Source organism: Pantoea sp. GM_Pan_4 (assembly GCF_026541005.1).
Classification (GTDB): Bacteria; Pseudomonadota; Gammaproteobacteria; order Enterobacterales; family Enterobacteriaceae; genus Pantoea; species Pantoea dispersa.
The window spans coordinates 213,677-238,850 of sequence record NZ_JALNUZ010000005.1 but is presented as its reverse complement, the minus strand read 5'-3'; the positions used below and the strand labels follow the sequence as shown (position 1 = coordinate 238,850).

Annotated in this window: 18 protein-coding genes; 11 read left to right on the top strand and 7 right to left on the bottom strand. The window is 58.5% G+C overall.

The window, feature by feature from the left end; all coding sequences use genetic code 11:
* Window positions 1-561: 561 nt before the first annotated feature.
* Window positions 562-1,884 carry an MFS transporter gene (locus OXR61_RS13815; RefSeq protein WP_021509584.1) on the bottom strand — a complete coding sequence of 441 codons (1,323 nt, stop codon included), beginning with the start codon at window positions 1,882-1,884 and terminating at the stop codon, window positions 562-564.
* 401 nt (window positions 1,885-2,285) lie between these two features.
* On the opposite strand from OXR61_RS13815, the gene OXR61_RS13810 reads away from it, so the two are divergent.
* From OXR61_RS13810 to OXR61_RS13800, 3 genes are all read left to right on the top strand, one after another.
* Entirely contained in the window at window positions 2,286-4,124 is a 1,839-nt protein-coding gene (locus OXR61_RS13810; protein ID WP_052022895.1) for an Ig-like domain-containing protein, read from the top strand.
* 193 nt (window positions 4,125-4,317) lie between these two features.
* A complete protein-coding gene (locus OXR61_RS13805) occupies window positions 4,318-7,731 on the top strand; it encodes an Ig-like domain-containing protein (RefSeq protein ID WP_267412333.1) in 3,414 nt (1,137 codons plus the stop codon).
* 12 nt (window positions 7,732-7,743) lie between these two features.
* The gene (locus OXR61_RS13800; protein ID WP_021509587.1) at window positions 7,744-9,549 is read left to right on the top strand and encodes an Ig-like domain-containing protein; all 1,806 of its coding nucleotides are present in this window, start codon (window positions 7,744-7,746) and stop codon (window positions 9,547-9,549) included.
* A gap of 112 nt (window positions 9,550-9,661) precedes the next feature.
* On the opposite strand, the gene exbD is transcribed toward OXR61_RS13800, so the two are convergent.
* Window positions 9,662-10,084 (bottom strand): TonB system transport protein ExbD, encoded by a 423-nt coding sequence (gene exbD, locus OXR61_RS13795; protein WP_021509588.1) that lies wholly within the window; start codon window positions 10,082-10,084, stop codon window positions 9,662-9,664.
* A 5-nt stretch (window positions 10,085-10,089) separates the two neighbouring features.
* Window positions 10,090-10,818, bottom strand: a complete 729-nt coding sequence (exbB, locus tag OXR61_RS13790) for a tol-pal system-associated acyl-CoA thioesterase (RefSeq protein WP_031280126.1) — start codon at window positions 10,816-10,818, stop codon at window positions 10,090-10,092.
* A 652-nt stretch (window positions 10,819-11,470) separates the two neighbouring features.
* Here exbB and metC point away from each other — a divergent pair.
* Entirely contained in the window at window positions 11,471-12,661 is a 1,191-nt protein-coding gene (gene metC, locus OXR61_RS13785) for a cystathionine beta-lyase (RefSeq protein ID WP_021509590.1), read from the top strand.
* A 105-nt stretch (window positions 12,662-12,766) separates the two neighbouring features.
* Entirely contained in the window at window positions 12,767-13,426 is a 660-nt protein-coding gene (locus OXR61_RS13780; protein WP_021509591.1) for a DedA family protein, read from the top strand.
* A gap of 22 nt (window positions 13,427-13,448) precedes the next feature.
* Here the strand turns inward: OXR61_RS13780 and OXR61_RS13775 are convergent, their stop codons facing one another.
* Window positions 13,449-14,366, bottom strand: coding sequence for an AraC family transcriptional regulator (locus tag OXR61_RS13775; RefSeq protein ID WP_021509592.1), 918 nt, complete (start codon window positions 14,364-14,366; stop codon window positions 13,449-13,451).
* A 205-nt stretch (window positions 14,367-14,571) separates the two neighbouring features.
* Here OXR61_RS13775 and dkgA point away from each other — a divergent pair, with 205 nt between their 5' ends.
* Window positions 14,572-15,399: a 2,5-didehydrogluconate reductase DkgA gene (gene dkgA, locus OXR61_RS13770; protein ID WP_021509593.1), complete on the top strand. Its 828-nt coding sequence runs from the start codon at window positions 14,572-14,574 to the stop codon at window positions 15,397-15,399.
* 181 nt (window positions 15,400-15,580) lie between these two features.
* Here dkgA and ftsP read toward each other — a convergent pair whose 3' ends face one another.
* From ftsP to parC, 3 genes are all read right to left on the bottom strand, one after another.
* Window positions 15,581-17,008 (bottom strand): cell division protein FtsP, encoded by a 1,428-nt coding sequence (ftsP, locus tag OXR61_RS13765; RefSeq protein ID WP_031280127.1) that lies wholly within the window; start codon window positions 17,006-17,008, stop codon window positions 15,581-15,583.
* Between the two features lie 267 nt (window positions 17,009-17,275).
* The gene (locus OXR61_RS13760) at window positions 17,276-18,013 is read right to left on the bottom strand and encodes a 1-acylglycerol-3-phosphate O-acyltransferase (protein ID WP_021509595.1); all 738 of its coding nucleotides are present in this window, start codon (window positions 18,011-18,013) and stop codon (window positions 17,276-17,278) included.
* 38 nt (window positions 18,014-18,051) lie between these two features.
* On the bottom strand, window positions 18,052-20,325 hold the full coding sequence (parC, locus tag OXR61_RS13755; RefSeq protein ID WP_021509596.1) for a DNA topoisomerase IV subunit A: 2,274 nt from the start codon (window positions 20,323-20,325) through the stop codon (window positions 18,052-18,054).
* Between the two features lie 408 nt (window positions 20,326-20,733).
* Here parC and OXR61_RS13750 point away from each other — a divergent pair, with 408 nt between their 5' ends.
* The 5 genes from OXR61_RS13750 to OXR61_RS13730 are packed head-to-tail and all read left to right on the top strand — an operon-like array spanning window position 20,734 to window position 25,083.
* Window positions 20,734-22,293, top strand: coding sequence for a PRD domain-containing protein (locus OXR61_RS13750; RefSeq protein WP_031280128.1), 1,560 nt, complete (start codon window positions 20,734-20,736; stop codon window positions 22,291-22,293).
* 17 nt (window positions 22,294-22,310) lie between these two features.
* Window positions 22,311-22,781 (top strand): fructose PTS transporter subunit IIA, encoded by a 471-nt coding sequence (locus OXR61_RS13745; RefSeq protein WP_010618474.1) that lies wholly within the window; start codon window positions 22,311-22,313, stop codon window positions 22,779-22,781.
* Window positions 22,782-22,804: 23 nt separating this feature from the next.
* Complete coding sequence (locus OXR61_RS13740) at window positions 22,805-23,119, top strand: fructose PTS transporter subunit IIB (protein WP_021313325.1); 315 nt, start codon at window positions 22,805-22,807, stop codon at window positions 23,117-23,119.
* Between the two features lie 11 nt (window positions 23,120-23,130).
* Window positions 23,131-24,222 carry a PTS fructose transporter subunit IIC gene (locus OXR61_RS13735; protein WP_267412332.1) on the top strand — a complete coding sequence of 364 codons (1,092 nt, stop codon included), beginning with the start codon at window positions 23,131-23,133 and terminating at the stop codon, window positions 24,220-24,222.
* Window positions 24,223-24,231: 9 nt separating this feature from the next.
* Window positions 24,232-25,083, top strand: a complete 852-nt coding sequence (locus OXR61_RS13730; RefSeq protein WP_021509599.1) for a class II fructose-bisphosphate aldolase — start codon at window positions 24,232-24,234, stop codon at window positions 25,081-25,083.
* Window positions 25,084-25,174 lie beyond the last annotated feature (91 nt).

Sequence of the window (25,174 nt, the reverse complement as noted above, 5' to 3'; positions counted from 1 at the left end):
CCCTCTCCCGCGTGGGGGAGAGGGTCAGGGTGAGGGCCAGCGCGCAGAGCAGGAGCATGCTTGCCCCCTCATCCCCCGCCTTCTCCCGCCAGCGGGAGAAGGAGCCGACCGGGTGGATGTTTAGGTGAAGCGCAGGTTTGCGAAACCGCACCGAGCGGTTCACTCTCCCGCGTGCGGGAGAGGGTTAGGGTGAGGGCCAGCAGGCAGAGCAGGAGCTGGCTTGCCCCTCATTCCCCGCCTTCTCCCGCCAGCGGGAGAAGGGGCCGATCGCGCGGGTGTTGAGGTGAAGCGCAGGTCTGCGAAACCGCACCGAGCGGTTCCCTCTCCCGCGTGCGGGAGAGGGTTAGGGTGAGGGCCAGCGCGCAGAGCAGGAGCATGCTTGCCCCCTCATCCCCCGCCTTCTCCCGCCAGCGGGAGAAGGAGCCAACCAAGCGAGTGTTGAGGTGAAGTGCAGGTCTGCGAAACCGCACCGAGCGGTTCCCTCTCCCGCGTGCGGGAGAGGGTTAGGGTGAGGGCAAGTGGGAGAATGTTAAAGTGAGGGCCAGCGCATACCAATTCTAACTACAGCGACGCGCCCACTACCGTTGCGCTGTGCCGCGCCTGGTACTGTTTCACCATACGGCCGATCAGCAGCGTGCCTACCAGGCCGCACACCGCGGCAAACGACAGCCAGACGCCCGGCATCGCTTTATCGCCTGTAGCATGAATCAGATAGCTCGAAATCGCCGGCGTAAAACCACCGAACAGCGCGGTCGCCAGGCTGTAGGCCAGCGAAAAGCCCGAAGCACGCACTTCAGCCGGCATGATCTCCGCCAGATACACCACCATCGCGCCGTTATAGCTGGCGTACAGGAACGATAACCACAGCTCCGCTTCCACCAGATGCGCAAAGGTCGGCGATCCCACCAGCCCGTGCAGCACCGGCCAGGTCGTCAGGATCATCAACACGGTAAAGGTAATCAGCAGCGGTCGCCGCCCAACGCGGTCCGACAGCGCGCCCATCACCGGCAGCCAGAACAGGTTAGAGATGCCGACAAACAGCGTCACGAGGAAGCTCTGCTTGTCACTCATCATCAGCACGGTTTTACCAAAGGTCGGGGTGAACGCGGTAATCATGTAGAACATCACCGTGGTGGTGACCACCATCAGCATGCCGGCCAGCACCAGCGCCCAGTTCTGTCCCACGGAACGCACAATCTGGCCCATCGACGGGTGCGATTTGCGCTGGCTGAAGGCTTCAGTCTCTTCCAGCATGCGGCGAATCCAGAACAGGAACGGCACAATCAGACAGCCGACCACAAACGGAATACGCCAGCCCCATTCGGTCACCGCGTCCTTCGCCAGCAGATGATTAAGCCCCAGCCCCAGCAGCGCGGCAAAGATTACCGCTACCTGCTGGCTGCCTGACTGCCAGCTGACGTAAAAGCCTTTACGGCCTTTGGGAGCCACTTCAGACAGATAAACCGAGACGCCGCCCAGCTCCACGCCCGCCGAGAAGCCCTGCAGCAGGCGACCCAGCAGAATCAGAATCGGTGCCGCCGCGCCCAGCGTGGCGTAGCCTGGCACCAGTGCAATGGTCAGCGTACCGAGCGCCATCAGGCCGAGCGTCAGCAGCAGCCCTTTGCGTCGGCCGTGATGGTCAATGTAGGCCCCCAGTATAATCGCCCCGAGCGGACGCATCAGGAAGCCGGCACCAAAGGTCATCAGCGTCAGCATCAGCGAGGCGAACGGATCGTCGCCCGGGAAAAAGGTTTTTGCAATGGCGGTGGCGTAGTAGCCAAACACCATAAAATCGTACATCTCAAGAAAGTTACCGCTGGTAACGCTAAAGATGGTTTTGGCACCGCCCTGCGATGACTTTTGTAAAGCGTGACTTGAGCTCATATCGTCCTTCCTGGTTTTTCTCCTGTTTTAGCCTGCCGGCGCGTGAATAGATGTGATCCTGTTCACCATTGCACTTTACAAAAGTACAAACAAAGGTAACAAATAGTTAACACAGCCGGTCCGATCAGCTTATGAGGAAAGTTAATAATTCTGGGCTTTCCAGGTGACAAGTGCAGCACAGACTATCGACCTTATCAGTAGCATAAATTCAGCGATATCAAACCCCGGCAAGAAATATCATGAGCCTTATCCTGCTTTTTTTAATGCCTTTTTCATTAGCAGAACTTATTAAGATCAGTCTTAGAAACGAGACGATTCTGGTACATGCCGCCATCCCCTCCCCCGTTATGCTGGGCAGGCAACGGTAATCACGCCGTTGATGATTTTGGTGGAGAATACTTATGCTAACACCTCTCAGCTTTGACCCCTTTTCATCCATTAATACCTTGCGAGTGGGCACACCTTATCCGCTGCTGAGCGGCAGCCTGCCGGCGCAGGCCGGTGAAGTCATTGAATTCATTATCAACGATCACCGCTACAGCACGCCGATTGCCGCCGACGGCAGCTGGTCATTTCAGCCGCCGTTCTCGCTGAGCGAAGGCAGCCATGACATGGTGGCGTGCATCAGCGACAGCGGTGAGCCGCATCCGTTCTCTGTTGACGTCGCGCTCTCGGTGCCGGACAAACCGGCGATCACCGCGCTGTTTGATGACGTTGGCAGCGAAACCGGCCCGGTCGGGCGCGGTCACACCATTGATGACACCACACCCAAAGTGCAGGGCTATGCGCTGCCGGGCAGCACGGTGCGGCTGTACGATCACGACAGGCTGATTGGCAGCACCGTGGCCAGTAAAAGCGGCGAATGGTCGCTGGAGCCGCTGCTGGGCGCGGGCGGGCATCAGCTAACCGTCACCGCGACCGACGAGTTTGGCCGCGTCAGCGAACCTTCTGACCACTTCGACGTCACCGTGGTTGAGAGCGGACCGGTGCCGCCGACCATCAGCTACGCCATTGACGATGTCGGCATCGTGCAGGGCCAGCTCGCCAGCGGTTCCACCACCGACGACTTCTCGCCGCTGATCGTGGGTCGCGCGGAGCCGAACAGCATCGTTTATCTGTTCGCACAGAACGATCACGGCGGCATCGGCTATAAAGGCAGCGTTAAAACTGATGCCAACGGCGACTGGGTGATTCAGTCACGCGCGATGATCAGCGGTGACGGCATCTACACCTTCTATGCCTCCTACGAGAACAGCAAAGACGACTACCGCCCGGATTTCAGCCTTAATATGTCGGCGCTGGAAAATCTGCGTCCGGCTATCGACTGCGCGCGTGACGATACCGGCGCCCATACCGGCCAGGTGTACCATCGCGGTACCACCGACGATAAAACGCCGGTGCTGGAAGGTCGCGGTGCGCCGGGCAGCATCGTTGAGATTGAGTACAACCTGAGTAACAGCGGCTGGCACAGCGCGGGCAGCGTGATGGTCGATGCGCAGGGCAACTGGCAGTTCGCCGGCTTCGAACTGACCTATTTTGGCGAATGGGGTTTCCGCTCGCGCGGCGTGGCCGATGGTAAAGCCAGCGCGTGGAGCGATAAGTTTGAACTGCTGGTGATCCCCGGCGCGCCGCTGGAACCGACCATCGACTACGCCTGGGACAACGCGGGCCCGCTGCAGGGGCCGGTTTATCAGCACGACTCAACCGATGACACCACGCCAACGCTGCACGGCAGCGGCACGCCGGGCCAGGTGATTGAGATCGAATATGGCGTGCAGGGCGAAGGTTTGCGCCACGCCGGCAGCGTGCTGGTCGATGCCGACGGCAAGTGGAGCTTCACCTCACCTTATCTGCATCAGCCTGGCGTGTGGGAATATCAGGCGCGCGCCTCGACCGGTGAGATGAAGAGCAACTGGAGCAGCAAATTCGTGCTCGACGTCAGCCCTGATGCCGCGTTCGGGCAGCAGGATGAAGCCCAGCCGGATGCGCTGACGCTGCACCAGCTGCTGAGCGAAGGTGGCAAAGGGCTGTTCATCGAGGATGACAGCACCCAGCTGCTGGTGAACGGCAAGCCGGGCGACAGCGTGCAGCTGCAGGATATTCTGCCAACAGGCGAAGCGGTTGATGGCTGGACGCAGCAGACCGGCACCCTGACCATTGCCGGCACGCAATACCACGTCTGGAACCACGGCGACGCCGAACTGCTGGTGCAGGATGGCGTGCAATTACAGCTGGTGTAACCCCCGATGCCGTGCGCGTAGCACGGCATCACCCTGCCCTCTTTCCCCGGCCTTTCATCCGTTCGGACTTTTCTCGCTTCGGGACAGGTCTCATACAGCGTTTTACGTCATCTATTACAAAATGCGCCCTCTATAACAAGGCGCAGCGGGCTTTGCTGCAATAAACCCAACGTAAAACACAGGAATAATCTCCATGGTTCTGTTTGATTTTAAAGAGGTGAAGTACCTCGAGCGCGACACCAACACCCCAACGTTTTTCGGTAAAATCGATTCAGAAGTGGGTAAAGGCGGCCAGGTAATGATTACGCTTGGCGACAGGAATTTCTTTGTCGACATCAACCCGCAGGACGGCAGCTGGAAGTGGACGCCACCGGAAGCGCTGACCGACGGCGAATACAGCCTCTCCTTTATGACCATCGATACCGCCGGTAACCTCAGCACGCCAACGCAGCGCACGCTGATCGTTGACACCACGCCGCCGGCCGCACCGACGCTGCTCAACCTGTACGACGATCAGGGCGCCATCACCGGCAGCTTTGACGCCGGTAAAATGACCGATGACCGCCGCCCGACCCTGACCGGTATCGCCGAAAAAGGCACCGTGGTGTACCTGAAAGAGGGCAACACCGTGATCGGCAGCGCCAAAGCTGACGAGAAAACCGGTCTGTGGACCCTGGAGCCGACGGTGGATCTGGCGGATGGTCGTCACAACCTGACGCTGGTGGCGGCGGAAACCTTCGCCGGTAAGGTGCGTGAGGGCAAAGTATCCGATGAGTTTAACATTACCATCGGAAAAGACGGCGACGTGCCGAGCGATCCGGGCGGCGTGGCCAAAATCATTGAGGCTATCGATAATGCTGGCAGCCTGACCGGCTCACTGAAAAGCGGCGGCATCACCGATGACACCACGCCAGAGCTGCGCGGCAGCGCGCCGGAAGGCAGCGTGGTGCGCATTCAGTACCGCAACGATAAAGGTGAATGGATCGATGGCGGCAATGCGGTAATGAACGGCACCAGCTGGAGCTGGACACCAAACCCGGCGCTGGGTGCCGGTAACTGGGAATTCCGCGCCAACGCCGGCAGCGGCTGGACCGACGAATTTAAGCTGGATATCGATCTCGCACCGGCGGCAAAAACGGAAATCACTCACGCTTACGATGACTTTGGCCCGTTCACTGGCATGCTCGGCAACGGCGCGATTACCGATGACCGCACGCCAAACCTGCACGGCCGCGCCGAGTCTAACAGCCTGGTGTATATCCACTATCGCAATGTGCTGGGCGCATGGGAACTGCTGGACAGCGTGACTGCCGGCGCCGATGGTCGCTGGGAGTATGAAACTGACCGCCTTTCTCCAGGGACGTATGAGTTCCAGGCGGGAACGTCTGGCACACGTGATACGAACGGTAAACCGTTTGGGCTGCAGATTGTGGCGCCGGGCAGCGTCGCCCCAGAAATATCTATGGCCTGGGATGATGTGGGCAAAATCACCGGTGAGGTGAAATCGGGCGGGCTGACCAATGATACTCAGCCGGAGCTGCGCGGCAGTGCCGAGGCGAATGCGGTTGTGCAGGTTGAGTACTCACGCGACGGCAAAACCTGGCATAGCGGGTCAACGGTTGCGGATGCGAATGGCCGCTGGTCGTTTACGCCGAAAGACGAGCTGGAATATGGTAACTGGGATTTCAGGGCGAAAACCACCAATGGCAACAGCTATAGTGCAGATTATGCGCTGCGAGTTGTTGAACATGAAGTAATAGTTAAATCTTATGATTTTGAATCAATAATTCCAGGAGACATGACTAAAGATTTCATTTATGGCGATCTCAACTTCAAATTCAATAATCATGAAAAGGTGAAAACCCGTGTTGAAGATAATGCTATTTATGGGAAAAGCCTTATCATTGATAATATGAATCCCAATATAGAAACCGTCCAGAAAATAACGTTAGCTGAAAAAATTAACTATTTTGAACTAACTGCCATAGACTGGGAGGGAGCTGATTCATACGTTAGCTTTTATGATGCTAATGGTAAAGAGATTGGCCGCGTATACGCTACCGATACACGTAATGAAGCCCGTGAAGTGCTACACTACTTCTCCGGTGATATTGAAATAAGTTATGTTGAGCTTCATTTAAAAGGTGCCAAAAATATTTTCGCAATTGACAACATAATCACCAAGCGTTATTCGGAAGATGAAATAAAAAATTATAACCATGGATTTGATAACCTTGAAGATTACGACGCTGGATATTTATTTCATAGGGGCGGAGAACGTCTGAAAAGCGGGTTGTTTGTTAAAACAATTTACGGTTCAGACCTTATTATATCTGCCGGGAAAGTTGTTGAAAAAAGCAAAATTTTCTACATGGGCGGGAACTCATCATATGAATTCAACTTTGGAAAGACAGACAAGTTTTCTTTTGATTTGAGCTATTTAGATAAAGGGAATACCCATAAAATCATAATATACTCAACAGACGGCTCTATTTTGCATGAGGGATACCTACCAGAAACCGAATCAAAAATAAAGCATTATGAATATTTCGCACCACCAGGAAGCAGCATTTCACACATCGAATTTATTGTTGCAAACGATAGTATTCCCGGCAATACCAGTGAGGGCTTCGCCATTGATAACATCGCATGGGGTGAAAACGTCGATTCTGGCCTGGAGTCATTCGATCAATATGCCGTTGACTTCAAGTTCGACATGAGCCAAGTTAACACGTTATCGGGCGGCGTTAAATTTTCCGGAAAAGCACATGAAGGTGTAGTTTCAAATATAGGAGCATCCAAAATTTCTATTGGCGCGGTTAATCATCGTGCATTTATATTAGGCGACAACTCAACGTACACGTATGACTTTGGCAATACGGATAAGGTCGAATTTGCGCTGAGCGCTGTCCACTCAGCCAATCAGCATGAAATTATTGTTTATTCCACAACCGGTGAAGTTCTCTATCGTGAAATGATTGCAACCGTGGGTTCCAGAACAACAACACCTCCGGACACCTATCAGTTTATCGCACCACCCGGTAAAAAGATCGGTCATATCGATTTGGTGCTGGGCCAGGAAACCGCAACGGACGATAGTGATATCGGCTTTACGATTGACGACATCAAATGGGGCGAATACGTTCATCCGGAGGTCAACACCAACGGCGGCAAACTGTACCTGTTTGATGAAAACGACCTCTATGATCCGATCCAGGTTTTCGACGCCAATAATCAGCTCTATCAACTGCTGGTCAACAGCGAAGATCAGACGGTGATTTTTGCCGACCAGGTGGAGGACGGCAGCAAAACCAGCGTGATCCAGATGGACAACGCCGGCAATAACGCCCTGACGCTCAGCCTGCAGGATGTGCTGAGGCACGGCAGTGAGAACCTGGCGATTGATGATGCCACTAAACAAATTATCGTTAACGGCAATCAGGGCGACACCGTGCGCCTCGAAGACATCCTGCCAGAAGGCAGTGAGCAAAACGGCTGGGCCGAGCAGGCTGGCACCGTCACTATCGCCGGCACCCAGTACCATGTCTGGAGCAACGGCGACGCTGAGCTGCTGGTGCAGGACGGCGTGAAAACCGAGCTGGTGTAAGGGAGAGCCATCATGAACCAGATTCTTAATGCATCTTACCGCTACACCGACGATCCGCGCCGCGGCTACAGCGGCACCAGTCCGCAGGCGCGCAACGGCTTCGCGGAAATCGTCATCGACGGCAACAAGCCGTACACAGTCAGTGTCGGCCCGGACGGCCGCTGGAGCTGGACGCCGCCCGCCGACTGGACGCCGGGCGAACACATCGTGTCGGTGCGCATGATTGATGCCGCCGGCAACATCGGTGACCCCGCCCAGTTCATCCAGGTGGTCGACTACACGGCGCCGGACGCGCCGCGCCTGCTCAATATGTACGATGACCAGGGCGATATCACCGGCAGCTTCGACGCCGGACGCATGACCGACGATCGCCGCCCTACCCTGACCGGCGTCGCCGAAAAGGGCACGGTGGTGTACCTCAAAGAGGGCGATACGGTGATTGGCAGCGCGCAGGCCGACGCCATCACCGGTATCTGGACGCTGGAGCCGGACGCCGACCTGAGCGACGGCACCCATCAGCTGACGCTGGTGGCGGTCGAAACCTTTAACGGCAAGCTGCGCGAGGGCGAACCTTCTGCGCCGTTTGAGCTGCTGATTGGTCGCGACGGCGCTGCCGCCACGGTCATTTCCCACGCGGTGGATGACGCCGGCCCGGTCACCGGTTCGCTGCTGAGCGGCGCGCTCACCGACGACGCCACGCCGCAGCTGCACGGCAGCGCCCCGGCGGGCAGCACGGTTTTCGTGCAGTACCGCAACGCCAGCGGCGAGTGGGTTGACGGCGGCGCGGCGCAGATCGACGGCACCCGCTGGAGCTGGACGCCACCGGCTGAGCTGGACGCCGGCAACTGGGAGTTCCGCGCCGGTCAGGAAGGCAGCTGGAGCGACAGCTTTACGCTCGATATCGCCTTCGCCGGCAGCGACGCGCTGCACGCCACGCTGACCCACGCCACCGACGATTTCGGGCCGGTCACCGGCACGCTGCTGAGCGGTGCGCTCACCGATGACACCACGCCAACCCTTAGCGGGCGCGGCGAAGCCAACAGCACCGTGGTGGTGCGCTACGGCATTGCTGGCGAGTTCACCCATTCCGTGGTGGTGACGGTGGGCGCGGACAGCAACTGGAGCTTCACGCCGCCGGCGCTGGAGTACGGCGTCTGGTCGTTTGCAGCGCAGGCGCAGGGCGACAGCCAGTGGAGCGATACCTTCGAGCTCGTCCTGATGCCGGGCGGCCAGCACACGCCAGAGATCCTCCGCGTGTATGACGACGTGGCGCTGTATATCGGCGAAGTCAGCAACGGCGGCATCACTAACGACCGCCAGCCGGAGCTGAGCGGCGTCGCCGAGGCTAACAGCATGCTCAACGTCTACGACGGCAGCACGCTGATCGGCAGCGTGCAGGTCGGCGCAGACGGCAACTGGCGCTTTATCACGCCAGAGCTCAGCGATGACTCGCACAGCCTCAGCGTCAGCTACGGCGCTTACGACGCTGGCCTGCCGGCGTACAGCATCGTCGTGGACGCCACGCCGCCGGGCGAGGTGGAAATCAACGCGCTCGCCCCGCTCAGCCTGACGCTCAGCGACGTGGTGGAAGCCGGTCAGCAGGGCCTGTTCATTGACGACGGCAAAACCCAGCTGCGCGTCAGCGGCCAGGCCGGCGACAGCGTGCAGCTCAGCGACATTCTGCCGGAAGGCGAAGCGGTCAGCGGCTGGACGCAGCAGGCGGGCACCGTCACCATCGCCGGCAGCCAGTACCACGTGTTCAGCCACGGCGACGCGGAACTGCTGGTGCAGGACGGCGTAACGGTGAATCTGGTTTAACCGCGGTTCGCCACCGCATAATGACATGGCGGCCTGCTCCGGCCGCCACAATAAAAAAGGTCGTCATGAATGACGACCCTACAGTTATGGTGCTGGTATTACGCCGGTGAAACTATTTCTTCACCGTCTCCATGCCCATCAAACCAATCTTCAGATAACCCGCTTCACGCAGCTGATCCATCACTGACATCAGCGTTTCATAATCGACCGATTTGTCCGCCTGGAAAAAGATGGTGGTCTCTTTGTTACCTTCGGTTTGCGCGGTGAGCGCATTCACCAGCGTCTCTTTGGTCACTGCATCGTTACCGATGTAGATCTGTTTATCCGCTTTGATCGACAGATAAACCGGCTTCTCCGGACGCGGCTGCGGCGCGCTGGTGGAAGCAGGCAGATTGACGCGCACATCCACCGTGGCGAGTGGCGCAGCAACCATGAAGATGATCAGCAGCACCAGCATGACATCGATAAACGGCGTCACGTTGATTTCGTGCATTTCGCCATCGCCGACCGCATCATCGTTTAAACGCATCGCCATAATACTTATCCTACGCGCAGTTTCTGGGCCGCCGCCGGACGGTTAACTTCTTTTGCGGTATCGACGTTGCCAAGGTCCAGATCGCGGCTCTGCAGCAGCAGCACCTGCGCCGCCACGTCGCCGAGCGAAGCTTTGTAGCTGGCAATCATGCGGGCGAAGACGTTGTAGATCACCACCGCCGGGATTGCCGCCACCAGGCCAATCGCCGTCGCCAGCAGCGCTTCCGCGATGCCCGGTGCCACCACCGCGAGGTTGGTGGTCTGGGTTTTCGCGATACCGATAAAGCTGTTCATGATGCCCCACACGGTGCCGAACAGACCGATAAACGGCGCGACGGAACCGATGGTGGCGAGGAAGCCGTTCCCGCGACCGGCATGGCGGCTGAAGCCCGCGACGCGACGCTCAAGGCGGAAGCTGGTGCGCTCTTTGATGCCGTCGAGGTCTTCGCTGCCGGCGGAGAGTTCCAGTTCGTTACGCGTGTCGGCGAGCAGCACGGCACTGTGGCTGTTGGCTTTGAAGTTTTCGGCCGCGCGATACGCGTCATTCAGTGAGCGCGCTTCGCCCAGCGCCAGCTGTTCGCGCTTCAGGCGACGTTTCGCCCCGCTCAGCTCCGCGTATTTGCCAAAGAAAATCGCCCAGGTAACGACCGAGGCCAGCAACAGGCCGATCATCACAATTTTTACCACGATATCGGCATGCTGATACATGCCCCAAACGGACAGGTCCGTTTGCATCAAGTCACTGGCTACCACGCTGCGTCTCCGACTTCTGTTGCACCGTTCACGATTGAAGCGCGGATCATAGCAAAAAAACCGACCGAAGTGATAGTGGTTCTCATTACTATTTACAAAGCTGTAACCCGCTGAATTGATACGGCGCAATGTTTAGCGCGATAAATCGCGCCGCTACGGTTGGGTGCGGTTTGTGGGATGCAGCAGCAGGCACGGTTGCGCGATGAATTGTGCGGCTACGGTTCGGTGCGATTTGCGGAATTGAGCAACAGGCACGGTTGCGCGATGAATCGCGCCGCTACGGTTCGGTGCGATTTGCGGAATGGAGCAACAGACACAGTTGCGCGATGAATCGCGCCGCTACGATTTGGTGCGATTTGCGGGATGGAGCAACAGGCACGGTTGCGCGATAAATCGCGCCGCTACGGTTAGATGCGGTTTGCGGAATGGTGCAACTGGCATGGACGAACATCCCGCACGGGTTGTAGCGGCGCAATTTATTGCGCTTTGCTTTTCCGCCGCGTAATAAAAGCCACAACCAGCCTCTTTCCATGATTGTGCTGGCGTCACTCTGATATTCGGCAAACGGGCTCAACCCCGCGCCGCGATTCGTGGTAAGTTGGATGCTTTGTGAGACGTGTCAGGAAAGGCAGTGATGGCAACGAAAAAAATTGATACCCGGCTTGTCACCGCGGGACGCAGCAAACGTTACACTCAGGGCTCGGTTAATAGCGTCATTCAGCGCGCATCCTCACTGGTTTTTGACTCCGTCGCGGACAAACAACGCGCCACCGCCGGACGCGCCAGCGGTGAACTGTTTTATGGCCGGCGCGGCACCCTCACCCATTTCTCCTTCCAGGATGCGATGACCGAACTGGAAGGCGGCGCCGGCTGCGTGCTCTATCCGTGCGGTGCGGCCGCGGTCGCCAATGCCATCCTCGCGTTTGTCACCAGTGGCGATCACATTCTGGTCAGCGGCGCGGTGTACGAACCCACCCAGGATTTCTGCACCAAAATTCTCGCGAAGCTTAACGTCACCACCACCTGGTTCGATCACTGCATCGGCAGTGAAATCGGCGAGCTGGTACAGCCGAACACCCGCGTGGTGTTCCTCGAATCACCGGCTTCCATCACCATGGAAGTACAGGATATTCCGGCGATTGTCGCGGCGGTGCGCGCCAAAGCGCCAGACGCGGTGATCATGATTGATAATACCTGGGCGGCGGGCGTACTGTTTAACGCGCTGGAGCATGGCATCGACATTTCGATCCAGGCCGGCACCAAATACATCATCGGCCACAGCGATGCGATGATCGGCACTGCGGTGGCCAACGAACGCTGCTGGGCGCAGCTGCGCGAAAACTCCTACCTGATGGGTCAGATGGTGGATGCAGACACCGCGTACATGGCCAGCCGCGGCCTGCGCACGCTGGCTACGCGTCTGCGTCAGCATGAAGAGAGTGGCCTGCGCGTGGCCGAATGGCTGGCGGCACAGCCGGAAGTGGCGCGCGTCAACCATCCGGCGCTGGCGCAGTGCAAAGGCCACGAATTCTGGCGGCGCGACTTCAGCGGCAGCAGCGGGCTGTTCTCATTCATCCTGCATGAAAAACTCACCCCGGCGCAGCTGGCAAATTATCTCGATCGCTTCCACCATTTCAGTATGGCCTACTCGTGGGGCGGCTTTGAATCGCTGATTCTGGCGAACCAGCCGGAAGAGCTGGCGGCAATTCGTCCGGCGGGCGGCGTGGATTTTGACGGCACGCTGGTGCGTCTGCATATCGGGCTCGAGCACGTTGACGATCTGCTGGATGACCTGAAAGCCGGTTTTGCCCGCCTGAAAGCGTAAAAAGATAAACCAAACTTAAACCATCCGGTGCGGCGTAGCGGAGATCAACGATTACGCCGTCCCGGACGGTTAAAATACAAGCCTTGTGACTCGATGGGATAGCTGATGGGTGTTTTACATGAGATTGTCCAGGCGCTGTGGCATCAGGATTTTGCCGCGCTGGCCAATCCGGATGTAGTGTGGATTGTCTACGGCGTGATGTTTCTGACGCTGTTCCTGGAAAACGGTTTGCTGCCTGCCTCGTTCCTGCCCGGCGACAGCCTGCTGCTGCTGGCAGGCGCGATGATCGCCAAAGGCGTGATGGATTTTGTGCCGACCATGGTGATTCTGACCACCGCTGCCAGCCTCGGCTGCTGGCTGAGCTATCTGCAGGGGCGCTGGCTTGGTAATACTAAAATCGTCAAAAGCTGGCTGATGCATTTGCCAGCGCAGTACCATCAGCGCGCCTGGCACCTGTTCAACCGCCACGGCCTGATGGCACTGCTGGTTGGCCGCTTTCTGGCCTTTGTGCGTACGCTGCTGCCCACCATGGCGGGCATTTCGGGTTTGCAGAACGGGCGTTTTCAGTTCTTCAACTGGCTGAGCGGCGCGCTGTGGGTCGGGATTGTGGTGGCGATGGGCTATGGCATCAGCCAGGTGCCGTTTATCAAGCGCCACGAAGATCAGGTGATGGCGATCCTGATGGTGCTGCCTATTGTGCTGCTGTTTCTCGGCCTCGGCGGCAGCATTGTGGTGATCTGGAAAAAGCGTCGCCAGAAAGCCTGAGCCTCTGTAAAGCGCCGCCGCTTCAGGCGGCGTCAAACGGCAGCAGCGCCCCGGTCTGGCGCGCGCGGCTCGCCTCTTCTCCCGGCGTCACGCCAAAGTACCGTTTAAACTCCCGCGAAAACTGTGACGGGCTTTCATAGCCGACGCGCACGGCGGCGGCGCTGGCCTTCAGCCCATCCTGCAGCATCATTAACCGCGCCTGATGCAGCCGGTAACGCTTGAGATATTGCAGCGGCGACGTCTGGGTCACCGCCTTAAAGTTATGGTGAAACGCCGAGACGCTCATGTTGACCTCCGCCGCCAGCATTTCCACGCTCAGGCTTTCGGCAAAGTGATTCTCGATGCGGCGCAGCGCCCGGGCCACCTGGCTGAACTGCGTCTGGCGATTGACCAGCGACAGCAGCGCGCCGCCAATCGGCCCGGTCAGTACGTAATAGATGATTTCACGCACCAGCTGCGGGCCGAGCACGCGGGCGTCACGCGGTTTATCCATCACATCCAGCAGCCGTTCCGCGGCGCACAGCATCTCCTCGCTAAGAAACGCAGAGTGAATGCCGGAGGTTTGCGGCTGAGGCTGAAACTGCTCGTCATCGCCAATGCTTAACAGCAGATCCTGCAAACTGGCCGGATCCACGGTGAGACTCATGCCGGCCAGCGGCTGCTGCGGCGTGGCGTCAGTTTCGCACTCCACCGGCAGCGTGACGGTGAGCATCAGATATTTGGTGGCGTCGTAGCGAAACACCGTGCTGCCGAGGTAGCCGGTTTTGTGTCCCTGAAACAGGATCACGATGCCCGCCGGATACAACATCGGCGTACGAGGCAGCGGTTCCTCTGCGTAGATTAACCGCACGTTTTCCACCGCACACAGCGGCTTTTGTGGCTCGCGCATCAGCGTGATCACGCGCTGCGCCAGCTGGCGGCAAAGGGCATCGTTCGGCATGGCACTCTCTCGGGCAGCAAAAAACGCAGTGTGCCGCATTGCTGCATAAAGCTCCAGATGGCTGGAGAATCAGGCAAGATTTTTGCAGGATTGCACCGGGCGAAAGTGCCGTTCGGTTGCCACAATGATCCTCAGGTCAGGTTTGTTGACTAGACTTAAGCACATCGTTTCTACGGTAAGTCACTGCAACCGATAAGGAGTCACTATGGCAGAGCAACCCCGGATTAAACTGCACGACGGCAACATGATGCCGCAACTCGGCCTTGGCGTCTGGCAGGCCAGCATTGATGAAGCGCGCAACGCGGTGCTGGAAGCACTGAAGGTCGGCTATCGCTCCATCGATACCGCCGCCGCGTATAAAAATGAAGAGGCGATTGGCCAGGCGCTGCAGGAAACCGACGTGGCGCGCGATGAGATCTTTATCACCACCAAACTGTGGAATGATGACCAGCAGAACGTTGAACAGGCGATGGAGACCAGCCTGAAGAAGCTGCAGCTGGAGCAGGTGGACCTGTATCTGATGCACTGGCCGTGTCCGCAGAAAGATCACTACGTCGATGCGTGGAAGAAAATGGTGGAACTGCAGCAGCAGGGCCTGGCGAAAAGCATCGGCGTGTGTAACTTCCATGAAGCGCACCTCAAGCGGCTGATTGATGAAACCGGCGTGTCGCCGGTGGTGAATCAGATTGAACTACATCCGATGCTGCAGCAGCGCACGCTGCATGCGTGGAATGCGCTGCATCAGATTCAGACCGAGTCGTGGAGCCCACTGGCGCAGGGCGGTGAAGGCGTGTTTGATCAGGAGATCATTCGCGAGCTGGCGAAGAAGTACAGTAAGACGCCGGCACAGATTGTAATTCGCTGGCATCTGGACAGCGGCCTGGTGGTGATTCCGAAGTCGGTGACGCCGGCACGCATTCAGGAGAACTTCCAGGTGTTTGATTTCCGGCTGGATAAGTCAGAAGTGAGCGAGATCGCGAAGCTGGATAAAGGCAAGCGACTGGGACCGGATCCGGAAGAGTTTAATGGGTGACGTGGGTTAAGGATGCGATGGGTGAAGGGTGCGGTTTGCCCCCTCACCCCGGCCCTCTCCCGCACGCGGGAGAGGGAGATGTCCGCGCGAATCTGAAGCGGTGTGCCTGTGGGTAATACGGCACAAAACGGTTCCCTCTCCCGCTGGCGGGAGAGGGTTAGGGTGAGGGGAACCACGCACCTCACCCGACCGGATTCACCACCATCTGCCCTGCCGTGCCGCGGTCGGCGAGCTCCAGCGTCTGGCTGTAATAGACAAACGGGAAATGCTCTGACGAACTCTGCGGGAAACTCACCAGCAGTTCGACATCACCGTCCACCCAGACCGTATCTTTCCAGCCGCGATCTTCTCCCATCGACTGCGCGCCGTTGACGCTCTTAATCAGGAACATCACGCCCTGAATATGCAGCGACTGCGGACGGTCGGCGTGAATGATCCAGCGCTCAAAGGTGCCCTGCTGCACCGTAGTATCGATGCGATTCATGTCCCACAGCACACCGTTAATCCCTGGCGTGCCGTCGCCGAGGCGGAATTCACGCGTGCGCACCGCCACGCCATCGAGAATCTGATCCGCCAGCAGGCGCATCGGCAGGTTGTCGGTCACCAGCGGCAGCAGGCCGGTCGGGCGCAGCGTCAGCACCAGCGTATTGGTCAGAATCGATGACGGCTCAAACAGCCCGCGCAGACGATCCATGATGCCTGCCGCCGTGCCTGCGGTGATCGACACTTCATCGCCCTGCGACATATCCACCAGCACTTCGCGGCGTTCGCCCGGTGCGAGCGACAGCGTTTGCACCGCTACCGGCGCGGGCAGGAAGCCCTGATCGCTGGCGATCACCGTAAACGGCCGGTTGTCGCTAAAGCTGAGATCGAAACGGCGCGCATTGGCCGCATTCAGCAGGCGCAAACGCACCCAGCCGCGCGACACTTCGACATACGGGTTTTGCACGCCGTTAACCAGCAGCGTATCGCCAAGGAAACCACCGTCCGACGGTGGGTTATAAACCGGCGTGGCAAAGTTATCGAGGCGCTTGTCCTGAATAATCAGCGGGAAATCATCGACGCCATAATGCTTCGGCAGCGGCAGCGCTTTGCTGATGTCATCTTCGATCAGCCACATGCCTGCCAGGCCGTTATAGACGTGCGGCGCCATGCGATTCGGCGTGTTGGCGTGATACCACAGCGTGGCTGCGCCCTGACGAATCGGCAGCACCGGTGCCCAGTCTACGCCGGCGGACATCATGCGCGGCGCACCGCCCATCAGCGCGCCCGGCACCTGCAAACCGCTGACGGTCATCGCTACCGGTTCATTGAGGCGGTTGCTGTAGATCAGTTTGACATCATCGCCGCTGTAAACGCGCACTGTCGGGCCAAGGTACAGGCCGTTAATGCCCCACACCGGCACTTTGTTGCTGTTGCCGTTGAAGGACCAGTGGCTGCGCTGCAGCGTGAGGAACAGCGGCTGACCGCGGCGTGATTCGATCAGCGGCGGCACCGGCAAAGGCACATCGCCCAATGGCGCGGCGGCGCGGGCGGCGTAAGGCATAACGCTGGAAGCCAGCGCCATACCGGCAGAAAGCTGAATAAACTGACGTCTGCTGCAAGACATAAAACTTCAGACCTTTTGAGCGTGGCGTGAAGACGCCGTGTCCATGTTGTTATTTTTAATCGTGTTGTGAAGCGCCCGACAGGCGCGGCTGTGTGTCCGGGTCAGGTCAGTGCGCATCCGGGACGCGGTGCGCATGAATGCGCACCCTACAAACGGCGAGACCTGCTGCATATCAATGCGCACCCTACAAATGGCGGGATCCGCAACAAATCAATGCACCCGACAGATCGAGCCATGGCGCGCTGCGGGTGAGCCATTTTTTGCCGGCTAGATTTTACCGTTTTTTTCGCGTTCGGCGACTTCAGCGTTCAACTCTTCCAGCTTAGCAGACATTAATTCACGGCAGTGGGTCGCCAGTTTACGTACCGACGTGGTTTCAAACTGCGTGGTATCCACTGGCGGCAGCATTTCTACGATCACTAAGCCATTGTTCCAGCGATTCAGTTTGATTTTGCCGTGGGTGTTAGAGACCACCACCGGGATGATCGGCACGCCCGCCGCCACCGCCGCATGGAACGCGCCGGTCTTGAACGGCAGCAGACCGCGTCCGCGGCTGCGCGTCCCTTCCGGGAACATCCAGAAGGAAATTTTCTTCTTTTTAAACTGCGCCACCAGCTCGCCGATGGTGCCGTGCGCTTTGGCGCGGTTATCGCGGTCAATCAGCAGGTTACCGGTCAGCCAGTAAAGCTGGCCGAAGAACGGGATCCACAGCAGGCTTTTCTTGCCCACCGTGACCGTGGTCGGCTGCACGATATTGGCGGCGGTAATCATGTCGTAGTTGTTCTGATGGTTAGCGATGTAAATCGCGTTGCCGTAGCTTTCGGCATCAGCCGGTTTACGCAGTTCGACTTTGACGCCAAACACCGTCGACAGACGACCAAACATGTGACCAAAGGTCGCCACGTGGCGCGGATTACGCGGTGAAAACAGACACCAGATGCTGCCAAATATACAAACCAGAATCGAATAAATCACAACGATCAACGTGCGTAAAATTAGTAACATAGCTTCCTCAAATGTGGCAGTCCTTCGCCTTTTCAGTCTTACTCTTCGCTATTCGCGTCACTTTTTGGCCGCGCTGGCGCATTCACTTCCACGCTATCGATCCGCTGCAGTCCGCGCGATACGCTACCGCGACGGCCGCGCTCAGCACGCACTTTCTGCAGATCTTCATCACGCATGATCAGCTTACGCTTGCCGACATAGATAGTGATGGAACTGCCCGGCGGCAGAATCAGCAGCCACTGCAGCTTGTCCACGCCCGCGGCTGCGTCCGCGGACGGAATCGAGATAATCTTGTTGCCCTTGCCTTTCGACATCTGCGGCAGATCGGCCACCGGGAACATCAGCATCCGCCCCGCCTGGGTGATGGCCAGCAGCATGTCGTCGCCAGAGTGCACCGCCAGCGGCGTCATCACTTTGGCGTTTTCAGGCAGCGTCAGCAGCGCTTTACCGGCGCGGTTGCGCGACACCAGATCGGCAAAGGTACAGATGAAGCCGTAGCCGGCATCGGAGGCCATCAGCAGCTTCTGATCGTCCGCTTCCATCAGCACCTGCTCAATCACTGCGCCCGGCGGTGGCGTCAGCTTGCCGGTGAGCGGCTCGCCCTGCCCGCGCGCCGACGGCAGCGAGGTCGGATCCAGCGTATAGCTGCGGCCGGTGGAGTCAATAAACGCCACCGGCTGGTTGCTCTTGCCGCGCGCGGCGGCACGGTAGCTGTCGCCGGCTTTGTAGCTTAATCCTGCCGGATCGATATCGTGACCTTTGGCGCTGCGTACCCAGCCCATCTGCGACAGCACAATGGTGACCGGCTCAGCGCTCACCAGCTCGTTCTCGCTCAGCGCTTTCGCTTCTTCACGTTCATGCAGCGGCGAGCGGCGATCGTCGCCGTAGGTCTGGCTATCGGCCAGCAGTTCTTTCTTCAGCAGGTTACTCATTTTGCGATCGGAGGCGAGGATCGCCTGCAGCTGATCGCGCTCTTTTTCCAGCTCGGCCTGTTCACCTCGAATCTTCATCTCTTCCAGTTTGGCGAGATGGCGCAGTTTCAGTTCCAGAATCGCTTCGGCCTGGGTTTCGCTAATGTCAAAGCGCGACATCAGTACCGGCTTCGGCTCATCCTCGCTGCGGATGATGTGAATCACCTCATCAATATTGAGGAACGCCACCAGCAAACCTTCGAGGATATGCAAACGACGCAGCACGCGTTCCAGACGATGATTGAGACGGCGTGTCACGGTATCGCGGCGGTACACCAGCCATTCCGAGAGGATCTCCAGCAGGTTTTTCACCGCCGGACGGTTATCCAGCCCGATCATGTTGAGGTTAACGCGGTAGCTCTTCTCCAGATCGGTGGTGGCAAACAGGTGGTTCATTACCTGATCGAGATCCACCCGGTTGGAGCGCGGCACAATCACCAGCCGCGTCGGGTTTTCGTGATCCGATTCATCGCGCAGATCCTCTACCATCGGCAGCTTTTTATTGCGCATCTGGCTGGCGATCTGCTCCAGCACGCGCGCGCCCGACACCTGGTGCGGCAGCGCGGTGATCACCACTTCGCCGTCCTCTTTTTTCCACACCGCACGCTGGCGGATCGAACCACGGCCGTTCTGGTAGATCTTGCGGATCTCGTCGCGTGGCGTGATGATCTCGGCTTCGGTCGGGAAGTCCGGCCCCTGCACGATCTCCAGCAGCTCATCCAGCGTGGTGTTGGGTTTGTCGATCAGGCGCACCGCGGCTTCGGCCACTTCGCGCAGGTTGTGCGGCGGAATGTCGGTCGCCATACCCACGGCGATGCCGGTGGTGCCGTTGAGCAGGATGTTCGGCAGGCGCGCCGGCAGCATTTTCGGCTCCTGCAGCGTGCCGTCGAAGTTCGGGATGTAATCCACCGTGCCCTGCCCCAGCTCGCTGAGCAGCACTTCGGCATATTTCGACAGGCGCGATTCTGTGTAACGCATCGCGGCAAAGGATTTCGGATCGTCCGGCGCACCCCAGTTGCCCTGACCATCCACCAGCGGATAACGGTAGGAGAACGGCTGCGCCATCAGCACCATGGCTTCATAGCAGGCGCTGTCGCCGTGCGGATGGTATTTACCCAGCACGTCACCCACGGTACGCGCCGATTTCTTGAATTTTGCGCTGGCGTTAAGCCCCAGCTCGGACATGGCATAAACAATGCGGCGCTGCACCGGCTTGAGACCGTCACCGATGTACGGCAGCGCACGGTCCATGATCACGTACATGGAGTAGTTCAGGTACGCGTTTTCAGTAAACTTGTGCAGGGCAAGACGCTCTGCGCCATCCTGTGTCATTTCACTCATTAAGCTGGCATCCTCACTTCGTGGCCCGCAACGGCGGGTCATCCGGCGGTCATTTGGCGAGGATAGTACCTTATTCGCGGGATTTAGTCACAGGGAAGCCGTTGAGGACAGAAAGAATCTCCCGGCTTTAAATAACGTGACGCCGGTTGAAAAAATAAAAAGGATTGAGAGCATCATCACACTTATTTAGCGCATTATTGTGTGAGCAGACTCGCATTTAATTTCCCGTCAACGCGGTGTATTAATGCTGTCCGCCTGACGGGACAACATTTAGTATTGTTGCTGCCGCCATCCTTTTCTAAATTCATACTCCATACGACACACCTTTTTCGCGACGGCTTGCTGGCAATGAAATAAATGCCACAAGGAAAAATCCCATTAGGTTTTACCAAAATAAAGGGTGACCGAATGCAAATACTGACTTCGCGACAACACCGGTTAGTGAAATTGCTGTTGCAACAGGCGGCGCCGCAGCCGATTGGTCAGCTGGCGTTACAGCTCGGCGTCTCCGGGAAGACCATTCAGCGCGACCTGCAGTGGCTGGAGAGCTGGCTCAGCAACTGGGCGCTGACGCTGGAGAAAACCCCTGGCCGCGGCGTGCGGCTGCGGGTTGAGGATATGCAGCAGCGTTTGCAGCTGGAGCAGCAGCTGAACGGCGATGAGGCCGGCGACGCGCTCAGCCATAACAGCCGGCGGATAAAAATCGCCTCCCAGCTCCTGAGCGATGCGCCGCGCGCCACGTCAATCAGCAAGCTGTCCGAGCGCTACTTTATCAGCCACGCCTCGATTGTGAACGACCTGAAAGTGATTGAAGAGTGGCTGCAGCCGCTGGGGTTAACGCTGCAGCGCGGCCCGGGCGGCACGCACATAGAGGGCCATGAGCAGGCGCTGCGTCAGGCGATGGTGTCGCTGATCAACGATGTGATACAGCAACAGGTCGCCGGTACGCCGCTGCTGCCGCGGCTCGATCCCGGCAGCCAGCAGGCGCTGGTGCACTATTTTGGCGAAGAGGATGTGGCTTTTGTGCAGACGCTGCTGCAACAGATGGAGCAGCAGCTGAGTTATCCGCTGGGCGATGCCTGGTATCTCAATCTGTGCACGCACATCCTGATCATGATGCACCGCATGGCGCAGGGCAACACGCTGGCGCTGGACATTCTCACCACCGCGCACGATCTGGATCAGTCGATTCTCACCATTGCCCGGCAGATGGTAGTGCGCATTGAGCAGCGCATCGGCTGTGCGTTGCCGGCCGATGAAGTCGGTTTTATTTATCAATATATCGTCTCCTCCGGCATTGTGGTGGAAGAGCGTGGCGATCAGGTGACGCTGCATAATCAATTTTCCACTGCCGAGTCGGTTAAAATAACCTGCGAATTAATTGATCGTTTCTCGGCGTTTATTCAGCAGGATTTATCTCAGGACCGTTTATTATTTGACGGTTTACTGGTGCATATAAAGCCATTATTAAACCGGCTTAAATATCATATTCATATTCGCAATCCGCTGCTGGATGATATTAAACAGGATATGAAAGAGATATTTTCTCTGACTCAGCAGGCAATGCAACTGACCGCGCGCACCTACGCTCTGTCGCCGGTGGCTGAGGATGAGATTGGTTATCTGTGCGTCCATTTCCAGGCGGCACTGGAGCGGCAGATCGCCCACAAACGCATCCTGGTGGTGTGCTCCAGCGGCGTGGGCACCTCGCACCTGCTGAAGAGCCGCATATTACGCGCCTTTCCGGACTGGGAAATTGCTGGCGTGGTGTCAGCCAGCAATCAGGCGGCGTTTTGTCAGCACCACGCGGTGGATTTGGTGATCACCACCATCCACCTCGACGCCGGTGCCATTCCGGCCGTGTATGTCAGCGCTTTTTTTAATGATGACGATATCCGGCGGGTCACTGACGCCATGATTGGCAGCCAGCTGCCCAACGGCACGCCCTGCGCGTTGGCCGCACACTGATTGAATGAGGAGCAACCATGGACATTTCCCGCATTCTGACGCCGCGCCGCGTTAACCTGGCGCTCAGCGCCACCAGTAAAGAAGAGGCGATCAACGAACTCACCGATCTGCTGGTGAGCGACGGCGCCATCAGCGATCGCGCCGCGTTTATTGCCGATGTCTGGCTGCGTGAAGCGGAAGGCTCGACCGGCTTCGAAAACCATATCGCGATTCCGCACGGCAAATCGTCGGCGGTTAAACAAACTACGCTCGCCATCGGCCGCACCCAGCAGGACATTCCGTGGGAAACGCTGGATGGCAGCCAGGTGCGCTGCATCATCCTGTTCGCCGTGCGGCTGGAAGATCAGAACACCACCCATATTCGCCTGTTGTCGCAGGTGGCCAGCGCGCTGGCCGATGATGAGGTGATAGCCCGACTGCTGGCGGAGAATGACCCCGGCAATATCATCCGGCTGTTTAGTCAGTACGCCGAAACCGACCTCTGTTAACACCCAACACCTTGAGGTGCCACATGAATATCGTCTGTGTAGCGGCCTGCACCGCAGGCATCGCGCATACCTACATTGCGCGCGAAAAACTGATTAAGGGGGCTCACGCGCTGGGCCACACCATCCACGTCGAAACCCAGGGCACCATCGGCACTGAAACGCCGCTGACGCGTGAGCAGATTGACGCCGCTGACGTGGTGATCCTCGCGGTTGACGTCAAGATCAACGGCGAAGAGCGCTTTCAGGGCAAACCCATCGTGCGAGTGAAAACCGAAGTGGTGATCAAGTCACCGGTGAAATTCCTCGAAAAAGTGGCGGATTCACTGGCGCGCGCCTGAGGAGATCGATCATGAGCGATCACAAACGTCAGTACGGCCAGGAGATCAAAGGCCACCTGCTTACCGGCATCTCATGGATGATCCCGCTGATCGTCGCCGCCGGCATCTGCATTGCGCTCGGCCAGGTGATTGGCGGGCCGGACGTCGGCAAGCAGACCGGCAGCATTGCGTGGATGCTGAACCAGATCGGCGGCTGGGGCATGGGGCTGATTGTGCCGCTGATCAGCGCCGCCATCGCCTACTCCATTGCCGATCGTCCCGGCTTTGCGCCTGGCCTGATCGTCGGCTTTATCTGTGGCCAGATCGGCACCGGCTTTATCGGCGGGATTCTGGGCGGTTTCCTCGTCGGCTATATCGTGCTGCTGCTACGCCGGGTGATCAGGCTGCCGCAGTCGATGCAGGGGCTAATGCCGATCATGGTACTGCCGCTGCTCAGCACCATCATCGCCGGGCTGCTGATGATGACCTTTATCGGCCAGCCGATCGTCTGGCTGCAAAAGACGCTGATTCATCTGCTGGAGTCCATGCAGGGCGGCTCCAAATTCGTGATGGGCGCCATCCTCGGCGCGATGGCCACCTTCGACTTTGGCGGGCCGATCAATAAAACCATGTCGCTGTTCGCCGACGGCATGCTGGTCGACGGCATTTACGGTCCGGAAGCGGTGAAATTTGTCGGCTCCATCATTCCGCCGTTCGGCATCACCCTCTCTTATCTGCTGACGCGCCACAAATACACCAAAGCAGAGAAAGAGGCGCTGAAAGCCGCCTTCCCGATGGGCATCTGCATGATTACCGAAGGTGTGATTCCGATTGCGGCACGCGACCTGCTGCGCGTGGTGGCCAGCTGCGTGGTGGCCTCAGCGCTGGCCGGCGGACTGATTATGGTGTGGGGCGTGGAAGCGCCGGTGCCGCACGGTGGCATGTTCGTGGTGCCGCTGTTCACCAAACCGTGGCTGTTCTGCCTGGCGCTCGGCATTGGCACCGTGGTGTGCGGCGTGATGCTGTCGCTGATGAAAAAACCGGTCACGCAGCAGGATGAAGAGTTCGATGACGTGGAAGCACCCGGCGTCCGCGATGAAGAGATCAAATTCACTCTGGAATAAGGAGCCCGCATGTTTGCCATGATGAATGACCTGATTCAGGACGCCTACCAGCACAAGTACGCGGTGCTGGCGATCAACTGCTTCAACCTCGAAACCGCCCGCGCGGCGATTCAGGCGGCGGAACAGCAGCGCGCGCCGCTGATCCTCAACGTGTATCAGGGACACAGCGCGCATTTTCCGCCGGCGGTGGCGGCGCCGCTGGTACAGGCGCTGGCCGCTCAGGCCGCAGTGCCGGTAGCGCTGGCGCTCGACCACGGCAAAGCTTTTCCGCTGATTGGTCAGGCGTTTCGCGCTGGCTTTACCGGGCTGATGATTGACGCATCGGCCGAACCGCTGGCGGACAATATTCGTCAGACCGCAGCGGTAGTAAAGATGGCGCATACCGCTGGCGTGTGCGTTGAAGGCGAGCTGGGGCATATCGCCGATGCGCCCACATATGAACTGGCCGATGCCGCCGTGAAAATGACGCGGGTAGAAGACGTGCTGCCGTTTATTGAGCAGACCGGCATCGATCTGCTGGCGATTTCGGTCGGTACCGCGCACGGGCTTTATCCGCCGGGCGTAAAGCCGAAGATCGACTTCGAGCGACTGCAGCAGCTGCACGCGGTGACGACGCGGCCGCTGGCGCTGCACGGCGGCTCGGGCACCCCGGCGGAGGATATACGCCGCGTCAGCGCCTGTGGCGTCGCCAAGATCAACGTCGGCGCTGCGGTGTTCGACGCCGGTAAGCACGCGGTGCAGCAGGCGCTGCGCCAGCATCCGCAGGCCGAGCTGGCAGATGTGCTGGCGCTGATGGAATCCGCCTGTCGCGAAGTGGTTATTGAATATCTGAGCTGGTCAGGGTCGGCAAACCGCTACTGACGCCCCGATCGCAGCGCAATCTCCACCGGTTTCTTTTTATCCCTCATCGGGTCGGCGCGTGCGCCGGCTCTGGTAAAACTCACGCTAAGGA

Bases quoted from the DNA above. Each gene is read 5' to 3' on its own strand.
- exbB (WP_031280126.1), bottom strand. From the start codon at position 10,818: ATGCAAACGGACCTGTCCGTTTGGGGCATGTATCAGCATGCCGATATC.
- OXR61_RS13800 (WP_021509587.1), top strand. From the start codon at position 7,744: ATGAACCAGATTCTTAATGCATCTTACCGCTACACCGACGATCCGCGC.
- ftsP (WP_031280127.1), bottom strand. From the start codon at position 17,008: ATGTCTTGCAGCAGACGTCAGTTTATTCAGCTTTCTGCCGGTATGGCG.
- OXR61_RS13805 (WP_267412333.1), top strand. From the start codon at position 4,318: ATGGTTCTGTTTGATTTTAAAGAGGTGAAGTACCTCGAGCGCGACACC.
- OXR61_RS13780 (WP_021509591.1), top strand. From the start codon at position 12,767: ATGGGTGTTTTACATGAGATTGTCCAGGCGCTGTGGCATCAGGATTTT.
- OXR61_RS13735 (WP_267412332.1), top strand. From the start codon at position 23,131: ATGAGCGATCACAAACGTCAGTACGGCCAGGAGATCAAAGGCCACCTG.
- parC (WP_021509596.1), bottom strand. From the start codon at position 20,325: ATGAGTGAAATGACACAGGATGGCGCAGAGCGTCTTGCCCTGCACAAG.
- OXR61_RS13730 (WP_021509599.1), top strand. From the start codon at position 24,232: ATGTTTGCCATGATGAATGACCTGATTCAGGACGCCTACCAGCACAAG.
- OXR61_RS13760 (WP_021509595.1), bottom strand. From the start codon at position 18,013: ATGTTACTAATTTTACGCACGTTGATCGTTGTGATTTATTCGATTCTG.
- dkgA (WP_021509593.1), top strand. From the start codon at position 14,572: ATGGCAGAGCAACCCCGGATTAAACTGCACGACGGCAACATGATGCCG.
- OXR61_RS13810 (WP_052022895.1), top strand. From the start codon at position 2,286: ATGCTAACACCTCTCAGCTTTGACCCCTTTTCATCCATTAATACCTTG.
- OXR61_RS13775 (WP_021509592.1), bottom strand. From the start codon at position 14,366: ATGCCGAACGATGCCCTTTGCCGCCAGCTGGCGCAGCGCGTGATCACG.
- OXR61_RS13745 (WP_010618474.1), top strand. From the start codon at position 22,311: ATGGACATTTCCCGCATTCTGACGCCGCGCCGCGTTAACCTGGCGCTC.
- OXR61_RS13750 (WP_031280128.1), top strand. From the start codon at position 20,734: ATGCAAATACTGACTTCGCGACAACACCGGTTAGTGAAATTGCTGTTG.
- OXR61_RS13815 (WP_021509584.1), bottom strand. From the start codon at position 1,884: ATGAGCTCAAGTCACGCTTTACAAAAGTCATCGCAGGGCGGTGCCAAA.
- OXR61_RS13740 (WP_021313325.1), top strand. From the start codon at position 22,805: ATGAATATCGTCTGTGTAGCGGCCTGCACCGCAGGCATCGCGCATACC.
- exbD (WP_021509588.1), bottom strand. From the start codon at position 10,084: ATGGCGATGCGTTTAAACGATGATGCGGTCGGCGATGGCGAAATGCAC.
- metC (WP_021509590.1), top strand. From the start codon at position 11,471: ATGGCAACGAAAAAAATTGATACCCGGCTTGTCACCGCGGGACGCAGC.